Consider the following 16201-nt stretch of genomic DNA (forward strand, 5'->3'; position numbering starts at 1 on the left):
ACAATATAAGCCCCCCGGCGGGACAAGGTTCTATTTCTCCCCCTCCACCTGTGGTCATCCCCGAGCCCGTCCTAGCTAAACAAGTTGTCGTGACAGGAGTTTTGGACTATAACGGGGAAAAGGTTGCTTTCGTAAATGTCCCCTGGGACTCCTCAGTCCGTCGTCTAAGGGTGGGGGATGTGTTGGTGGCTCCTTCTGGCGACGGCAGGGTGACAGTTAAGGACATTCGTTTTCTGGAGGGAACAAAGATTGCCTTAACAGAAGGAGGACAAACTGTGGTGCGCCCCCTGAATGATGCTGGTGGCGTAGTGGTTCTGGAAGAATATGGGCAACTGGTAGAAAGACGCATTGGCGAGGCTCAAACTGTAGATGCCTCTGGGACTGCAAAGGAATCTTAAGGAGGAGTATTTCAATTGTCACCTAATGTACCTAGGCGAGTGGAAAAACATTTGTCCTGTCCCCGTTTGCCTCTAGCTGTGTATCGGGAAGTGGTGGCTCATCTCCGCCAGGTGGACGGGGTTTCGGCGGATTTATTCCCTCAGACCTCTCAGGAGTTTGATTATCTTCAAAGTCAAGTGGGTGGCATTTCCTTGTCCTACCCCGAGCTTCCTTCTACTAGCGCTAAAGTGGAGGCCATCCTAAATTACTACGCCGGCAAATACGGTAGCTGGTTGTCTTCTCACCAGTAGGCAGTTTCTTTGGTGTTTTTTTTGTTAAGTGGGTATTTATGGAGGCAATTCTACATCACTCTCTTGGTTATTTTTGGACAGCACTTATGAGCTGCAAATTAATTTTTCATAGTGGAAATCATCCCGGACTGTCCCATTAGAGAGGGGAACCCCATTGGTATCTATTCGAAGAAATATAACCAGCTTTTTGGAGCTTCAAGAGAAAACAATTGAATTAAAGCTGAGCTGTTCTAAAATCACAAAAATGGTTGATAGCGGAGGAAAACATAGGCGACAACTCCACCCCTTTTATTCAGAAAATTCACTGCTACTGTAACACAAATTAACACTTAGAATATGGTTCTAAATTGCTACCGGCTTTTAAACCACTCAACAGAGACCCTAAGGAGGTAGGGGTAGCATCTTATACCAAAAGGCACTTAGGTAACTATACTGAGATAGGTATCTAAGGACTCTGAAACCCGGTGGGCTGAGGGGAGATTCTCTGTCACCCTCTGGAAAGCCGAGGGTTTTCCCCTTTTTCAGGGGGCGGAAGCAGCTTCTTTGTTTTTTGGTAAAAAAGACGCCGCCAACCCCCATGCACCACCGCCAATGACACCCGTGCCGGGGGGTTATCCCTCTTGTGGACACGTTCCCTGTCCGGGATAGCCCTTAGCTTTTTCCTAACTCCCGTTTTAGTTGTTCCAACTCGTCGTCAATAGGGGTTGTAGAGGAAGTAGTGGTAGAAGAAGAGGGGAGAGAAGCGGCAGGGGATGAACCGGAAATTTGGGCTTTCAGTCTCGCTAGTTCGTCTTCAATCTCACCACCGGATTCCAATGCCAACCATTTGTTTTCCTCGCCCATACCGGCCAATTCACCAGCGGCCTGAGATTGAGCCTCGATTTGTAGTACTTTTTCTTCCATGCGCTCAAAGGCTTCCATGGCGGTGCTTCTGCCAATGTTGCTCATGACGCCCTGCAACTGTTGATTGGCCTTGGCCGCACTGAGACGAGCCTTGAGCATGTCCTTCTTAGTCTTAGCCTCGGCGATTTTACTTTCTAGGGCGGCAAGATTGCGGCGCAGAGCCTCTACCTGTTCCTTTTGGGAGTCTAACTGTGGTTTGAGCGCTGCGGCGGCGTCGGCAAAGGTCTTTTTGCGCACCAGGGCTTCTCTGGCTAGTCCCTCTTCCCCCTTAGAAAGGGCAAGCTGTGCCCGCTGTTGCCACTTGTTGGCCTCTTCTATGTTCTTATTGTACTGTTGTTCTGTTCTTTTTAGGGCGGCTATGGCTTGTGCTACGGCCTGACGCATTTTTACCAACTCATCCCCCATGTCCCGGATAGCCTGTTCTAGGACTTTTTCCGGATCCTCCGCCTTGTCAATAAGATCGTTGACATTGGCACGGATTAAACGCCCAAGGCGATCGAAAATTCCCATAATTCCTCCTTTAATGTATTTGCTCCCACTTTGAACTTAATCTCATTCTAACTGATGGACACAAAGTAGGTGATTGTCAGAGGAGAACTTCACCGGCAATGAGTTTTTCGGCGGCCTTCAAAAGTTCCTCCTCCAGGTAGGGTTTGGTGAAATAGGCCTTGGCGCCCAAATCGGCGGCTATTTTACGGTGTTTTTCCGCCCCTCTGGAGGTTACCATGGCTACGGGGATTCGTGACAGGTTCTCATCCTGTTGCATTTTTGCCAGGAGTTCTAAACCGTTCATCCTCGGCATTTCAATATCACAGAGGATGAGATCGCAGGGCAAGCCATTAGAGATTTTATCCCAGGCATCTTGTCCATCCCTGGCCTGTTCAACCCTCCAGCCGGCCTTCTTGAAGGTCATAGATAACATTTCTCTGACTACCACCGAATCGTCCACAATCAGAACCAGACGTGAAGACTTAGGTTTGTTTTGAACTTCCGTGTTGCCGGGAAGCTGTTGACTTTGGGACTGGTGTGACTGGTTGGCCTTCCCTCTAGTGAGGGCTGCCCGACTGCCTGCTAGCAATACTTCACCTTTTAACATTCTCTTAGCGGCATCTAGCAAGTCTTTTTCCACATAGGGCTTGACTAGATAAGCAGAGGCTCCCAGTTCGGCAGCAATACGTTGGTGTTTTTCTGCACCACGGGAGGAGAGAATGGCCACGGGGATGTGTGACAGATGGGGGTCTTCTTGCATGTGCTGTAGTAGTTCAAGGCCATTCATATTGGGCATTTCAATGTCAGAAAAGACCAGATCCACGGGCAGACCAGAACGTAGTTTCTTCCAGGCATCTTGTCCATCCCTGGCCTGTTCTACCCGGTAACCTGCCTTGGCGAAGGTCATAGACAACATTTCCCGGACTGTAATAGAGTCGTCTACAACCAAAACTACCGGCTGAGAATGGGCAGGCATTTCAAAGATAGTAGCATTGGCGGCCAGGAGGGAGGCCCTGTCAAAACCACCATGGGGTTTGACACGCCCCTGAGCAATTTCAATCAACTCGATAACATCGGCAATGGGCATAACAATCCCATCACTGCGCACCGTCGCCGCCGCAATTCCCTTTGGTTTGGGGATAGGGCCGGTTATCTGTTTGACGACGATTTCCTCCTGGCCTATAATCTGATCCACCTGGACTGCTAGGATGTTCTTGCCCCCCCTCAAAACCACAATAGAAATATTTTCCTCGTCCTTGTGGGTCTCATACATCATGGTGCGGTTGAGGGGGCGATTGTAGGTAAGCAAGGCACTGAGGGGACGGAAGGGCAACAGAGTGTTCTTCCAGAGGATGCATTTTTGCCCCTGGGCATTGACCCTTACTTCTTTCCTGTTGATTTCCCTGGTGTCCTCGATGGCATCCATGGGGAAGGCGATGCGGTAGTTCTCATTTAGGCAGCAGAGAGCCTTGCTTACAGTTACGGTTAGTGGCAAACGGATGGTAAAGGTGGTGCCCACCCCGGGAGTGGATTCCACACTGACTGAGCCTCGGATTTCGTTGATTTTCTTGCGCACAATGTCCAAACCAACACCCCGGCCGGCGTGGCTATCAGCTTGTTCTTTTGTGGTAAAGCCGGCATGGAATAGAAACTCGTACACCTCCTCAGTTGTGAGATTTTGTGCTTCCTCAGGGGTGATCAGTTTATTTTGAATGGCCTTTTTCTTTATTTTCTGGGGATCTATACCGGCCCCGTCATCTGACACAGATATAACGGTTTGTTGTCCTTGTAAGAATGCCCTCACAGTGATGGTGCCCACGGGGGGCTTGCCCATCTCAATTCTCTCTTCTGGCAGTTCAATGCCGTGGGTTACAGAGTTTTTGACAATCTGGAGGAGTGGGTCCCAAATCTGTTCTAGAATCATCTTGTCTATGAGGACATCCCTCCCTTCTATCTTCAACTGCACCTGCTTGTTGTACTCCTCAGCTATTTTACGAATCGGCAGAGGCAGCCTGTCGGCGTTTTGGGCGAAGGGCACCATCCTGGCCTTGTTTATCCCTTCCTGTAGCTGTGTTGTTATCTCCCGTAAGTTGCGACCTAACTGTTCCGTCTCATCCACCAAAAATTGGATGTCAGAGGCGGCCTCCCGGACTCTTACAATCAACTCGATGATTTCCTGAGAAAGCAGGTGGAAGCCGGTGAAACGGTCTAGCTCCAATTCGTCCAGTTCGGGCGGTTGTATTTTGGTGGTGCCATTGGCTTGTTCAGAGGTGGTTGTCTTACTCCCATTGCCGTTGCCTACATATGTAATGCGGGAAAACTGTGTCTTAAAGGCCGCCTGATTGCGTCGCCGACTTTTGATGAGGGCTCCTTCTAACAGACTACGTTCATATAGCTCCTGCATGCGGGTGCCTACATCACTGAGTGCTTGGACGTATTGGAGGAGATTGTCCAAAAACTGTCTGAGTTTTTCCTGGTCCTCCTCCAGGTGGTTCCGTCGTACTACAATCTCCCCAATCAGGTTGTTGAGCTGGTCCAGTTGTTTTACTGGCACCCTCATGCTCTGCTCAAAGCCCTTATTTTGTTGGGCAGTGGCCTTATTCTGGACTCTGGCGGTTCGTGTCCCCTTTTGTACTACCCTGTCTACCTGAGCCAACAGTCGGTCTAAGTCTGTTAGAGTGGTGGTCTTTTGCGTCGTCAAGTCGCCACCCGTCCGAGAGAGATTACCCGCCACTAGTTCGGTCAGATACTGCCAGTTTACCGGCGCCACAGGGGGAGAGTTGATTAATGCCTCCAGCTCCTCCTCACAGTCATAGTAGAGGACATAGTTATTGCCCACAATGGCTTCCAGTTCGTCCCAGGATTCCAATTCCAACCAGGACAGACTAGGGGAGAGGAGGTTTGGCAACTCACTGAAATCTTCGTAAAATACAATTTTAATTTGGGGTTTTTTGGGGGAGAGAATCTGAAAGGTTTCCGTACTGCCCGTGTTGGGAAAGTCGTCTTCTATGGGCACATCCTCTATACTAGATACTACCCCTTGCAGAGTTTCATGGGGGTCATCTATGATAACTGTACGGCGGGCACTATCGGAGATTCGTTTGCCCCCTTCTTTTTCCTCCTCCCATTCGTTGTCAATTATTTCTTCAATCTCCTCTAAATCTTCCGCCAGGGCGTCAAAATCGATGGCCGTGATTCCCACTTCTTCTCCAGAATCTGCCGCGGTTTTGTCTTCCCCTCTGTCTTCTTCTTCCCCTTCTTCTTCCTCTCCAAAGAGACTATCCCAGTCTACCTCTTGTAACTCATCCGCCTCTGCTGAGAATACGGGCGCCTCCTCTTCTGCCCCCATGGGCGCACTGTGGGATTGTTCCCTCTCTATCCCCTCATCTCCTTCCAAGTCCCATTTATCTTCCTCTACAGACTCTGTTTCTATCTGACCAAACAAACTGCTGAATCCCTCCACCACCTCCACAGCACTATTACTCTCACTGATCTGTGAATTTTCCATGAATACAGATGTGAACTCACTTTCTATTTCCTCATTATCCCCAAACCAGGCTTCCAAGTCCTCGTCTTTTTCCTTGCCAATACTGCTAAACATTTCCTCCATTTCCTCTTGTGAGGGGGATGGTGGGGGAGGCGCCGGCATTTGCATTTCCGGTATTTGCATTTCTATAGTGTCTCGCCACAGGTCCCCCTCTATGGTACTCTTGTAGTAGGGAACTTTTCGGGTTGATTGTGGCGGTGTGGGTGGTATAGGCGATGTGGCCGCTGATTCTCCCTTGACGGGGGATTCTTCCATGTGTATCGTTTCACCGCTGATACCCCTCCCCCTAGCTTGTGGTGCCAAGGACAGCAACTGTTCGCTTACACATATCTGGTCTATTTCGTGTTTCAGTAGTAAATCGGAGGCTTTTTTGATTTCCTTAATAATCAGTTTTATGGTAGAATCGTATTCGTTCTCGGGGTTAATAATGGCCTCCTTGGCCGTTTCCATTATTTCTACCCAGCCGAAGAGATTTTCTTTTTTCCCAAGGATTGACAGATGGTCGCAGTGACTTCTGATCACTTCCCGGTTGCGACTGCTGTCACCCTGTTTTAGTACTTTCAACATTTCCCCGAGACGGATGAGGGTGTTCTTGTATATCTGTTGGACCTTTTGGGCTTGTTCACTGGTGATCATAGACTCTCTCCCTTGTCTTGACACTCCGCCAGAAGGGGGCTGCTCGACTTCCTTAGACCTTTGATGGCTCTGGGGGTTGTTATGTTACCCCTCTTCTAGTCTAACTGTTTTTTTTTTGTTTATATTACCCACCCCTCTATCAAATTTACTCAGTGGGAGACTCAGTCTTAGAGGGTGGCAGGGGGTGCGGCAAGATGGGAGGTGTTAGTAAATTCAGCTACAATGGTGAACCCGTTTGCAGTACCCAGAGTACAATGTTTTACAGGTGAGAGCAAGGGCGAGTCCGGATCATGGCCGACAAAATAGTATTGCGGGTAAATACATTCGAGGATCAGAACGATGGTAGTAGTTACAGGGGACTATCCCTAAGGGATGCAATCCTTATGGCCAATGCCAATCCCAGTAAGGAATATGAAATTCTACTGCCGGCGGGGACTTATCCTCTGACTATTAAAAATGTTTTACTACCCCCCAGGGACAGAAGTGCAGACGGGGACACTCTGTTTGAAAGTCGTCTAGCCACGGGGGACTTGGACATAATCGGCAAGGTCACCATCATAGGCCTAGGCACTGACCCCACACAGACCATTATAGACGCAGAACCTTTGTTGACAACTCTCCCTCGGGAGGGTGACCCCTTTTCTGACAACTCTTCTTCTCAAATCGGGGATAGGGTTTTTGATGTTCTTTCTGGGGAAAAGTCTAGGAGAAAACTGCCAAACGGGCAGCCAGCCAATGGAAAATTAAACCTAAAAAATGTCACCGTTCAGGGTGGGCGAATAGTAGAAGAAAATATAGACGCCAACCCAAAAGATGGTGGCGCCATAAACATAGATGAGGGGGCAACTGCCACCATAATAGACAGTATTATCAGAAACAATAGCACCATCGGCGCAGGCGGTGCAATTAACAACAGTGGGAGGCTGACTATTATAAATAGCACTGTTGCCGACAGCCAGTCCGATTCTTTTGGGGGGGGGATCAATAACAATGGTACCCTGGTAGTAGAAAGAAGTATAATTTCTGGAAATCGCGCAGAGGACAACGCTGGGGGTATTAGCAATAGTGGAACCCTGACTATCCGTAACAGCGCCATTATCAACAACATCGCCTACGCCGGCGCCTCGGAGGTAATAGAGGGAGGAGGTGGTGGGATTTTAAATGAGGCAGGGGGCAATCTTATTGTAGTTAACACCACCATATCGGGCAACAGAACCGCCTCTCCGGAACAACTGGACGAAAATGGACTCCCTATAGGACCCGGCGATGGAGGTGGCGGGCCCCTGAACAGGGGAAGGGCTCGTATCATCAATTCCACCATTGTGAACAACTTTGCCCAGGTGGGTTCGGGGGTGTACTCAGAAACTACCGAGGCAAACACTATTCTGTACAACACAATTGTAGCCCTTAACAGGGGGGCGCCCGACATTGACGGTTTCTTTGACCGTCGCAGTGGTTACAATCTGATCAGTAACGCCAATGGTGCTATACTTGATGGTTACAACGGTAATATGGTAGGTGGGGCCACCACCTCGAGGGGGGTTGTTGACGTAAAATTAGGGCCACTACAAAATAATGGCGGTCCAACACCAACCCATGCCCTACTACCAGGAAGTCCGGCTATAGACGCCGGCGATTTTGAAGAGGTCAATATTCTCTTCTATTTCGGGGATTTTCCACTGGATCAAAGGGGCTCAGAAAGAATAAGTAACGGGAAAATCGACATTGGGGCCTATGAGGTTTTTGTTCCCCCTACACAAACTACGAGCACCACTCAAAGTGCAGTTCCCTCTAATAACACAACACTGATGGGAGTCAATGCCAATAGCAACAACAGCTCTAGCAAAAGTACTGGTCTTGGAGAGTCCTCTGGGACTACTCCCATAGAAATGGTTCTGAATGATAGCAGAAGCGGCAATAGTACCCAGTCAGCAAACGATAACGTTTCCAACAACACCCCCAACAATGTGGTACAGGTAATGCCCTTTTCTGCTAGTGGAGATTCCCTGTCCACCATTAGCACAACGGGGGGGAATAATAAACAGTCCTCACTAGATTCCCCCATATACCGTTTCCGCAACACCCGTGTCCCGGGCACCTACTTATATGCAAATGCCCAAGAGGCGGAGAGCATTCGTCGCAACTATGCTAACTTCTTTCAAGAAGAGGGTGTAGCCTTTTATGTTTCTGAGACTCCAAATGATGACTTGATTCCTATTACCCGCTTCCGCAATAAGAATACTCCCGGTACATACCTGTATACCACCCCTGACGAAGCGCAGACTGTACGTAATCGCTATGCCTCTGTATTTGAAGAAGAGGGTATTGCTTTCTATGCTTATGGGGCATATGTCAACAAGGGGAAAGACTTGTACCGCTTGGCTAGTTTAGATAATCCAGGCACTTATCTTTTCGTCTTCGAGGAGGAGAAAAATCGGGCACCTGTCCTGTTTGGCAACCATTTTCGTCTAGAAGGTATTGCCTTTGAGGTAGCTTGATTTGCATTCCCGGTGGATATAATTGCTAGGAGGGGTTGTTTATTTGCCCCTTTCTTTTTTGTTGCTGTTAACATATGAGTAATTTTTACCCGGAAAATAAGTACAGTCACCTCACTGCAATAAATCGTCAGTTTTTATCGTTCCCCGCTAAGTATTTATATTCTCTAAATAAACTAAAAGGTAAGATATTAGATTTTGGTTGTGGTTATGGCAAAGACGTAGAAATTTTGCAAAAAAAAGGTCTAGATATATCTGGCTACGACCCGTATTATTTTCCCCAATACCCCCAGGATGAATTCGATACCATTTGTTGTTTTTATGTGCTCAATGTGCTCTCTGGAGATGAACAAGAGACTGTTATAATGCAAATATCAGAATTACTAAAACCCGGAGGAAAAGCCTACTTTGCTGTGAGAAGAGATTTAAAAAGAGAAGGATTTAGAAACCATTATCTCCACAACAAACCTACCTACCAACGATTAGTTAAACTGCCGTTTGAATCCATTTACCTTGATGAAAGATGTGAGATTTACGAGTATACCCACTACAATCAAATAGCACAAGGTAGAAGGGGAGAAAATCCCCGTTGTGTCTTCTGCAACCCCCCCTCTAGGTTGACTCTAATCACGGAATCGAGCCTGGCATATGCGGTTTTTGATGGCTATCCTCTCGGCAAAGGACACAGTTTGATTGTTCCCAAAACTCATCAAGAAAATTACTTTGAATTGCCTCTCTACCTTCAAACTCACTGTTGGCAAATGGTAAACAGAGTCCAACAAATCATACAGGAAAAATATAAACCTGACGGGTTCAATGTCGGTTTTAACGTCCATAAGGCTGCTGGCCAAAAGATTCCCCATGCCCTAATTCACGTAATTCCTCGTTACCGGGGAGATTATCACGGTGAAAAACATGGCATCCGCTGTGTTATTCCCTCCCAAAAGTAGATGTTAACCCCGCCAATATTTATGTTAAAATTGCACTCAATCTCGCCTGTTAATAAGTGGCAGTATCGGAAAAAGCAAACGGCTGATATGAATAACAATGTTTCGGCAGAGGAATACAAAAGGAGGATGGAGAGACGCAAAGAAATTAAAGAAAAACGTCTCGCCAATATGAAGGCAGAAAAGGGGTTGATTATTGTCCACACTGGCGATGGCAAAGGAAAAACAACTGCTGCCCTGGGGATGGTAATTAGAAGTTTGGGACATGGTTACAAAGTAGCAATTATACAGTTTATTAAGGGGGCATGGGAGCCGGCAGAAAAAAAGGTTTTACAACAGTGGCAAGGACAGTTAGAATTTCATGCTATGGGTGAGGGCTTTACCTGGGAAACTCAAGACAGAGAAAGGGATATAATTTGTGCGAGTAATGCCTGGGAAAAAGCAAAGTCTTTTATCTTTAACCCTGACTACAGGTTAATACTATTAGATGAGATTAACGTGGCTTTGGGACTGGGATATTTAAACCTGGGGGATGTGATAAATACTATAAAAAATAAACCGGCAACCACCCATATTATCCTAACAGGGAGGGGCGCTAAGCAGGAATTGATTGAAATGGCAGACTTAGTTACAGAAATGAAGTTGATAAAACATCCTTTTAGAGAACAGGGCATTAAAGCTCAACCAGGAATTGAGTATTAGTTATAATGGAGGGGGCGTGGGGATTTTCCAGTAGGAGTATGGTGGAAAACGTCTTTAAAATACGCCCGGCAAGACCGGGAGATGTAGAAACACTGTTTGAATTAATTAGGGCATTGGCTGATTATGAAAAGCTAACCGACAGTGTCAAGGGTAATCCTCAGAGTTTGGCCAAACACCTGTTTTCACAACCAGCCTATGCGGAGGCTATTGTGGCAGAAGTACAAGGAAAATTAGTGGGTTTTGCCCTATTTTACCCCAACTATTCTACTTTTCTTACCAAGCCGGGTATTCACTTGGAAGACTTGTTTGTGTTGCCGGAATACCGTCGTCAGGGAATTGGCAGTGCCCTGTTAAAATATGTAGTAAATCTGGCAAAGGAACGTGATTTTGGCCGAGTGGAATGGAATGTTTTAGAATGGAATAAACCCGCCATTATTTTTTATGAGAAAATGGGGGCACACCTCCTCAATGAGTGGCGAATTTGCAGGATAAATCTTGACGAATACTAAGGACTGTTTTTATTTTTATCCTAGTTGGCTAAAAATTTTTGCCACTAGATTTTTAGCCTTCTCGTCCAATAAGTGCCAATCTAATTCTCCCTCACTATCAAAGAGGTTTCTGTCAGTGACTAGGGGGACATTGTTTTCGGGGTTGTAATTTTCAAAACATATGTGAAAACAAAGTTCCCATAGATTTCTCTTTTCTACCACTTCTCCCTTCTTAATGCAGACATTATAACCGGGAAAAGGAAAAGTAATGTCCTCATAAATTACCTCGCAATTTTGTCTTTCTGATTCTTTGCGAATATTGTCCAACAATCTGATTAAAATGGGCTGCATTAAAACTTCCGCTAATTCGTAGTCTTGTCGACTCTTAAAAGTTGGTGTTTGCATGATGTTGAAGGGGGGTATAAAAGAATCCACGTCTGTACACTATTTTATAGAGAATGCTAACAAAAATTACGGCTTTATTAATTTTCTTAATATTTCTTTTCAATTGGCGACACTTGTGACGAAAAGTTTTGACTTCTTTGGCGGTGATAAAAATAGCTAGGGTGATTTCTTTCGACAATAAATCGAGATTACTGTTGAGATGGGCAAGAAGGCAATTAATTTTGCGCAAATAACGCCAAAGTTGAACCAGTTTGTAACACAGGTAGAGATTGACAATTGCCAGACAACTATTGAAACCAAGAACAAAAATAAATGACATTACCGCTATATATAATGAAGAAAAACCGGTGCAAGAATGGACTGTTTAATCTGGCCGAGGACTTTTATTATTACTGGTATCTGGTATTAGCATCTCGTAACATCCCGGCTTAAGTCTAAAACCATGCTTTGTTTCGGTGGCGGGAGTTGTCGCTTGCCCGATGTTTTTGTCCCTTGAGGGGGTATAATGTGATAGTGGTGGCCATCCTTAGGGAGTGTAACTTCGGGCAGTTGACCATTTGCCACATGGTGACACTGACAGGCAAGTTATTGGTTTTTATATTTTAGTATTTTCATGGCCGGATTGGTCAATGGCCCCCAATAGTTTCAACCTTTTACACTTGTCCACCACTTGAGACAGGGAATTTGGGCAGTCTCTGTGGCACTAATTTGTCATGGGTTTTAGCCTTCTTATTAGTTTTCCATCTCTTTATTTAATGGCATGATAGATGGAGGATAGGGGGTAGGATGTAGGGGGTGGGATGTAGGGGTTGTCTTCTATCTCCCCCATTACCTATTCTTTTAACACGTAGCCCACCCCCCTGACAGTCTGAATGATCCTCTTTTCCTTGTTGGATTCTAGTTTCAGCCTGAGGTATCTTATGTATACTTCAATAATGTTAGAGTCGCCACTAAAGTCATACCCCCAAACTTTTTCAAGGATTTGTTCCCTGGTTAACACCTGACGGGGATGGGAGAGAAGGAATTCCAACAGTTCGTACTCTGTAGCGGTTAGTTCAATAACGCGATTACCCCTGCGGACTTCCCTAGTGCGACGATTGAGGGTGAGATCCAAAAAACGTAACTCGTCTGGATCTTTTTGTGTTTCCGGGGGGGAATAAACCCCTATACGGGAGATTAATTCAGGTATATTAACCGGCTTGAGGATGTAGTCGTCGGCCCCGGCATCTAAAACCTCTATCCTGTCCTCCAATTCGTCCGCCTTTTTTAGGAGAATAATAGGGGTGCGGAGGCCCAAAGTCCTAAGCCTTTTACAGGTAAGGAGGCCAGAGGCATTGGGCATATCCCCGTCGATAAGAATTACCTGGAAAGAATCATCCTGTGCCAGTTTTTGTCCGGTTTTATCGTCAGTGGCTATCACAACCTCATAACCGTGGTACTGTAGGTCTAATTCCAGGCATTTGGCCAGTTTTTGCTCCTGTGCTATTAATAGAATCCTCATGGCTACTCCCTCCCCTATTCTCATATTATCATCCTTTTGCGCCCGGGGCACAAGTTGGAACTATTTGCACTAAAAAATGGTCAGAAGGGGTGCAACTGTGGTTAAATCTACATAGAATGAATTTATGCTCTTGTCTATATCCCTATCTTGGTCTAGTCTAGCCATCCCTATTTCCCCAAGAGTGAGAGTAGAACAACTGTCCAACACGGATTTAATCCTATTGTGTCAGGAGGGGAAACAGCCTGATAGGGTGGCCTTTACGGAATTGTTAAGACGGTATCAGGGCTATGTGGACAAAATCCTTTATAATCTAGCACCAGACTGGCCAGATAGGGGCGATTTGGCACAAGAGGTTTGGCTTAGGGTGTATAAGAAAATCCACTCTCTTCAAGATCCTACCAAGTTTAAAAGTTGGCTTGGCCGGTTGGTTACCAACCTGTTTTATGATCAACTACGAAAACGGAAAAAGTATAGCGAATCTCTTTCCCTGGATTCCCCCATAACGGAGGATGATGAAGAATATCAGTGGGATTTGCCCTCCCAGTTGCCCAACCCGGAAGAAGCCCTTTCTACGGCGGAGTTTTATGAACACTTACAAAGGGCCATTGCCAATTTACCCGAAACATTTAGAGTTACCATTGTTTTGAGAGAAATCCAGGGATTGAGTTATGAGGAGATAGCAGAAATTACCCAAGTGTCCCTAGGTACTGTAAAATCGAGAATAGCCAGAGCTAGACACCGACTCCAGTCTCTCTTAAAACCCTATTTGGACAGTCGTTAACAGGTTTTTATACCTCAGCTATGGAGAAAGAAGACAATATGATTACTAACCACTCCTATCCCCCGGACAAGTGCACCTTCGAGTTGTTGAGTGCCTATCTAGACGGGGAGGTGACAGCCCAGCAAAGGCAAGAAGTGGAAAAACTACTGGCCGAAGATGAACGAATTAGGGCTCTGTACAAGAGACTGTTGTACCTTAGAGACGAGTTTCAGAATCTACCTGCCCCCCCACCACCGTATCCTCCACAACAGTTGGCGGCTAAGGTCTTTGCCAAGGTTGATGAGGAAAACAAAAAACGTCGCCTTTACTGGGGCACTGGGGCTGTCGCCGCGGTAGTTTTGGCCGCCATTGCCTCTGTTGTTGGCGAAAATAGGACTCTTATCCCCCAAATGGCTCAAAAACAGGAGGAGGAACTGAAAATCGCCCTCAATGAGCCCGTTGTCGAACTCCCCGAAAAACGGGAATCTCTTATGATTCCTCTGGATAGACCCCTGTTGGATACACTTAAGTAGTTTCCGGTAGAAGTAAAAGGGTGTCTCAGTATATATACCGGTATCCGCCCCTAATGTCCGGGGTGTTACTCAGGCGCTATAAACGTTTTCTGGCGGATGTGCGGTTGGAATCGGGGGAGGTGGTAACTGCCCACTGCGCCAATACTGGACCAATGTTGGGGGTGTGTGAAGTGGGAAGTAGGGTCATGGTATCCCTTAGTAACAGCAGTAAACGTAAACTCCCCTATACCTGGGAAATGATTGAGGTGAACGGCACATGGGTAGGAGTTAACACTACTTTGCCTAACAATATCGTCAAAATGGCTCTACAACGAAAACTGATACCAGAACTAGCCCACCAATACACCCAAGTAAAATCGGAAGTGAGGCTAGGAAACCAAAGTTCAACTCGTATTGACTTTTGTCTTACAAAAGAGCAAGAGCCTCCCATCTATCTGGAGGTGAAAAATACTACCCTGGCGGAAAGGGGAGTGGCTTTTTTTCCAGATGCCACCACTGGCAGGGGGCAAAAGCACCTTCAGGAATTGATTGCTCTCACCCAGTCACGACAGGCAAAGGCTGTTATGCTTTACTTTATCAATAGGGGAGACTGTAAGTATTTTGACGTAGGTAGAAAGTATGACCCGGTTTATGGGCAACTGTTCCAACAAGCAAGGGAGTGTGGAGTAGAAATACTCCCCTGTCGCTTTCAGGTGACGCCGGAGGGGGTGAGGTATCTGGGGTTGGCAGAAATAGTCTCCTAGGAGGAGGGAGAGACAACCAGTTCAAAATACTGTCTTTCTAACAAGAAAGTGCCCCTGGCAAAACGGACACTGTAATACCCTGCCGGCTGAAGTTGCACTACTATCCCCTCCTCCCCAATTTGAATTAAACTATTGGGACGTAACATGGGCATTGGCTCCGCAGTTTTCAGATAGGGGGGTAAGGCTACCACTCTAATCCTATCCCCCACCTTTATTTCTATTTCTCCATTGTTCATATGACGAATCCCCTCTATCACGCACCTACTATAGGCTACCACAAGGGTTGGCAGCTACCGACCCCACCGGAAAATGGTAGCACCCCAGGTTAAACCGGCACCAAACCCCGCTATGGCAATTATATGCCCTGGTTGAATCTGCCCCCGGTTCACCGCTTCGTCCAAAGCCAGGGGAATAGAGGCGGCGGAGGTGTTACCATATTCGTTGAGGTTGGCAATCAGCTTCCATTTGGGGATGTCTAGTCTCTCTGCCACCGCCTCTAATATCCTCTGGTTTGCCTGATGGAGGATTAGCCAGTCAATCTTTTCTGTGGTTAAGTCTGCCTTGTATAATACCTTCTCCAATACTTCTGGCACCCTACTGACGGCAAACCGGTACACCTCCCTCCCATTCATGGTAATTCTGCTATATCCCCCCTGAATCACCTGGTGTTTATTGCCGATTTTCTTTTCCTCCCCCACAAAGGACAGATTTAAGCAATGGTTTAGCTTCCCATCACTACACATCTCAAACCCCAACACATTGTCTTTCTCCTCACTAGCCTCACATACCACTGCCCCTGCTCCATCACCAAATAGTACACAAGTACTACGATCTGACCAATCTACCCAACGGGAAAGGCAATCAGCCCCAATGACAAGGATCCTACGATAAACCCCATTGCGAATGTACTGACAGGCCGTATTCAAAGCGAATACAAAACCGGAACAGGCGGCAGTTAAATCAAAGGCTACAGCCCTTTCCGCCCCAAGGGAGGCTTGTATTTTGGGAGCACTACCAAAAAGGTCATCAGGAGTAGAAGTGGCCAAAATAATCATGTCAATGTCTAGGGGAGTAAGGCCAGCATTGGCAATGGCTTTCTCCCCCGCAACGGTGGCTAAGTCACAGAGGGATTGGGAAGCTGAAATATGACGTCTTCTTATGCCAGTACGAGTCCTAATCCACTCGTCAGAAGTGTCTACAATCTTGCTTAAGTCATCATTATCCAACACCTGTGGGCAAATAGCAGAGCCGCTACTAATAACTGTTACTCCTGGTTGCAATTGTGCCAATGACTTAACTCCTTTTCCGTGGATGCCGTCAGCTACAGACAAAACAATCCTACCACGAGTGCGCACTCCCCACA

16 protein-coding genes are annotated in these 16201 nt (G+C 46.7%); 9 read left to right on the forward strand and 7 right to left on the reverse strand.

Annotated features, from left to right (window positions below; translation table 11 throughout):
- Positions 1-398 (forward strand): hypothetical protein (locus IGQ44_07475; protein ID HIK37814.1); only part of this gene is annotated, 398 nt, incomplete at its 5' end.
- Between the two features lie 15 nt (positions 399-413).
- Positions 414-689 carry a hypothetical protein gene (locus IGQ44_07480; GenBank protein ID HIK37815.1) on the forward strand — a complete coding sequence of 92 codons (276 nt, stop codon included), beginning with the start codon at positions 414-416 and terminating at the stop codon, positions 687-689.
- A 651-nt stretch (positions 690-1340) separates the two neighbouring features.
- Here IGQ44_07480 and IGQ44_07485 read toward each other — a convergent pair.
- Entirely contained in the window at positions 1341-2102 is a 762-nt protein-coding gene (locus IGQ44_07485) for a PspA/IM30 family protein (protein ID HIK37816.1), read from the reverse strand.
- A 76-nt stretch (positions 2103-2178) separates the two neighbouring features.
- Positions 2179-6264, reverse strand: a complete 4086-nt coding sequence (locus IGQ44_07490; protein HIK37817.1) for a response regulator — start codon at positions 6262-6264, stop codon at positions 2179-2181.
- A 290-nt stretch (positions 6265-6554) separates the two neighbouring features.
- On the opposite strand from IGQ44_07490, the gene IGQ44_07495 reads away from it, so the two are divergent.
- The 4 genes from IGQ44_07495 (at position 6555) to IGQ44_07510 (ending at position 10917) form a co-directional block, all read left to right on the forward strand.
- Entirely contained in the window at positions 6555-8762 is a 2208-nt protein-coding gene (locus IGQ44_07495; GenBank protein ID HIK37818.1) for a right-handed parallel beta-helix repeat-containing protein, read from the forward strand.
- A 74-nt stretch (positions 8763-8836) separates the two neighbouring features.
- Positions 8837-9709: an HIT domain-containing protein gene (locus IGQ44_07500; GenBank protein ID HIK37819.1), complete on the forward strand. Its 873-nt coding sequence runs from the start codon at positions 8837-8839 to the stop codon at positions 9707-9709.
- An 87-nt stretch (positions 9710-9796) separates the two neighbouring features.
- Positions 9797-10408: a cob(I)yrinic acid a,c-diamide adenosyltransferase gene (cobO, locus tag IGQ44_07505; GenBank protein HIK37820.1), complete on the forward strand. Its 612-nt coding sequence runs from the start codon at positions 9797-9799 to the stop codon at positions 10406-10408.
- A gap of 38 nt (positions 10409-10446) precedes the next feature.
- Positions 10447-10917: a GNAT family N-acetyltransferase gene (locus IGQ44_07510; GenBank protein ID HIK37821.1), complete on the forward strand. Its 471-nt coding sequence runs from the start codon at positions 10447-10449 to the stop codon at positions 10915-10917.
- 15 nt (positions 10918-10932) lie between these two features.
- On the opposite strand, the gene IGQ44_07515 is transcribed toward IGQ44_07510, so the two are convergent.
- The 3 genes from IGQ44_07515 to IGQ44_07525 form a co-directional block, all read right to left on the reverse strand.
- Positions 10933-11301: a hypothetical protein gene (locus IGQ44_07515; GenBank protein ID HIK37822.1), complete on the reverse strand. Its 369-nt coding sequence runs from the start codon at positions 11299-11301 to the stop codon at positions 10933-10935.
- Positions 11282-11620 carry a hypothetical protein gene (locus tag IGQ44_07520; protein ID HIK37823.1) on the reverse strand — a complete coding sequence of 113 codons (339 nt, stop codon included), beginning with the start codon at positions 11618-11620 and terminating at the stop codon, positions 11282-11284. Before IGQ44_07520 ends, IGQ44_07515 begins: the two co-directional genes overlap by 20 nt.
- A gap of 513 nt (positions 11621-12133) precedes the next feature.
- Positions 12134-12826 carry a response regulator transcription factor gene (locus IGQ44_07525; protein HIK37824.1) on the reverse strand — a complete coding sequence of 231 codons (693 nt, stop codon included), beginning with the start codon at positions 12824-12826 and terminating at the stop codon, positions 12134-12136.
- Between the two features lie 100 nt (positions 12827-12926).
- Here IGQ44_07525 and IGQ44_07530 point away from each other — a divergent pair, with 100 nt between their 5' ends.
- The 3 genes from IGQ44_07530 to sfsA are packed head-to-tail and all read left to right on the forward strand — an operon-like array spanning position 12927 to position 14838.
- Positions 12927-13583 carry a sigma-70 family RNA polymerase sigma factor gene (locus IGQ44_07530; protein ID HIK37825.1) on the forward strand — a complete coding sequence of 219 codons (657 nt, stop codon included), beginning with the start codon at positions 12927-12929 and terminating at the stop codon, positions 13581-13583.
- Between the two features lie 41 nt (positions 13584-13624).
- A complete protein-coding gene (locus tag IGQ44_07535) occupies positions 13625-14095 on the forward strand; it encodes a hypothetical protein (protein HIK37826.1) in 471 nt (156 codons plus the stop codon).
- Positions 14096-14148: 53 nt separating this feature from the next.
- Entirely contained in the window at positions 14149-14838 is a 690-nt protein-coding gene (sfsA, locus tag IGQ44_07540) for a DNA/RNA nuclease SfsA (GenBank protein ID HIK37827.1), read from the forward strand.
- Here sfsA and IGQ44_07545 read toward each other — a convergent pair.
- Both IGQ44_07545 and IGQ44_07550 read right to left on the reverse strand, forming a co-directional pair.
- Positions 14835-15074 (reverse strand): DUF3148 domain-containing protein, encoded by a 240-nt coding sequence (locus IGQ44_07545; GenBank protein HIK37828.1) that lies wholly within the window; start codon positions 15072-15074, stop codon positions 14835-14837. The genes sfsA and IGQ44_07545 overlap by 4 nt on opposite strands.
- A 54-nt stretch (positions 15075-15128) precedes the next feature.
- A complete protein-coding gene (locus IGQ44_07550) occupies positions 15129-16127 on the reverse strand; it encodes a ketoacyl-ACP synthase III (protein ID HIK37829.1) in 999 nt (332 codons plus the stop codon).
- Between the last annotated feature and the right edge of the window lie 74 nt (positions 16128-16201).

The organism is Geminocystis sp. M7585_C2015_104 (assembly GCA_015295805.1).
Lineage (GTDB): Bacteria > Cyanobacteriota > Cyanobacteriia > Cyanobacteriales > Cyanobacteriaceae > DVEF01.

Bases quoted from the DNA above. Each gene is read 5' to 3' on its own strand.
- IGQ44_07485 (HIK37816.1), bottom strand. From the start codon at position 2,102: ATGGGAATTTTCGATCGCCTTGGGCGTTTAATCCGTGCCAATGTCAAC.
- IGQ44_07515 (HIK37822.1), bottom strand. From the start codon at position 11,301: ATGCAAACACCAACTTTTAAGAGTCGACAAGACTACGAATTAGCGGAA.
- IGQ44_07510 (HIK37821.1), top strand. From the start codon at position 10,447: ATGGTGGAAAACGTCTTTAAAATACGCCCGGCAAGACCGGGAGATGTA.
- cobO (HIK37820.1), top strand. From the start codon at position 9,797: ATGAATAACAATGTTTCGGCAGAGGAATACAAAAGGAGGATGGAGAGA.
- IGQ44_07520 (HIK37823.1), bottom strand. From the start codon at position 11,620: ATGTCATTTATTTTTGTTCTTGGTTTCAATAGTTGTCTGGCAATTGTC.
- IGQ44_07500 (HIK37819.1), top strand. From the start codon at position 8,837: ATGAGTAATTTTTACCCGGAAAATAAGTACAGTCACCTCACTGCAATA.
- IGQ44_07490 (HIK37817.1), bottom strand. From the start codon at position 6,264: ATGATCACCAGTGAACAAGCCCAAAAGGTCCAACAGATATACAAGAAC.
- sfsA (HIK37827.1), top strand. From the start codon at position 14,149: ATGTCCGGGGTGTTACTCAGGCGCTATAAACGTTTTCTGGCGGATGTG.
- IGQ44_07530 (HIK37825.1), top strand. From the start codon at position 12,927: ATGCTCTTGTCTATATCCCTATCTTGGTCTAGTCTAGCCATCCCTATT.
- IGQ44_07525 (HIK37824.1), bottom strand. From the start codon at position 12,826: ATGAGAATAGGGGAGGGAGTAGCCATGAGGATTCTATTAATAGCACAG.
- IGQ44_07495 (HIK37818.1), top strand. From the start codon at position 6,555: ATGGCCGACAAAATAGTATTGCGGGTAAATACATTCGAGGATCAGAAC.
- IGQ44_07545 (HIK37828.1), bottom strand. From the start codon at position 15,074: ATGAACAATGGAGAAATAGAAATAAAGGTGGGGGATAGGATTAGAGTG.